We start from the raw sequence: 417 nt of genomic DNA, 5'->3' as shown, positions 1-417 counted from the left end.
AAAAAATACATTTGCAGACGGGAATTACAATTATACCGTACATGCATTTAAAGGTGATTTTGCTTTAGTCACAGAAAAAATACCTTGTGACACTAAAGAGCAAGAAGCTAAAAGTGAAGCCTCATTAAAGTCACAATTAGAACAAACTGCCGTAAAGTTTAAAGCCACTTATGATCAAGAAAGTGAAGCCAGAAGAAAGCAATTAGAAAAAAATTACACAGGTTGTTTGGTTATTTTGACAATAATAGTCTTTATAGCGCTATTTGTAGTATTGAAGCAAAAATATTAGCTTTAAGAATTACAGGGTCAGGTTTGTCACTTCATAACACTACTCATATGCCTGCATCAGAACAGCCGTCACTGAGCAATTATGACAAAGTATTATGAAGCAAGTGATCTGACCCCTATTCATTTCTT

The 417-nt window shown here is 33.8% G+C and carries 1 pseudogene; it reads left to right on the top strand.

The annotated features are described in order from the left end of the window. Positions 1 to 289, top strand: a pseudogene (locus J7338_RS20620) (cold-shock protein); the annotation flags it as partial. Between the last annotated feature and the right edge of the window lie 128 nt (positions 290 to 417).

The organism is Pseudoalteromonas ostreae, assembly GCF_018069805.1.
Lineage (GTDB): Bacteria > Pseudomonadota > Gammaproteobacteria > Enterobacterales > Alteromonadaceae > Pseudoalteromonas > Pseudoalteromonas ostreae.
Note: the sequence above shows the minus strand (reverse complement) of the source record. Positions and strands in the feature narration are given on the sequence as shown.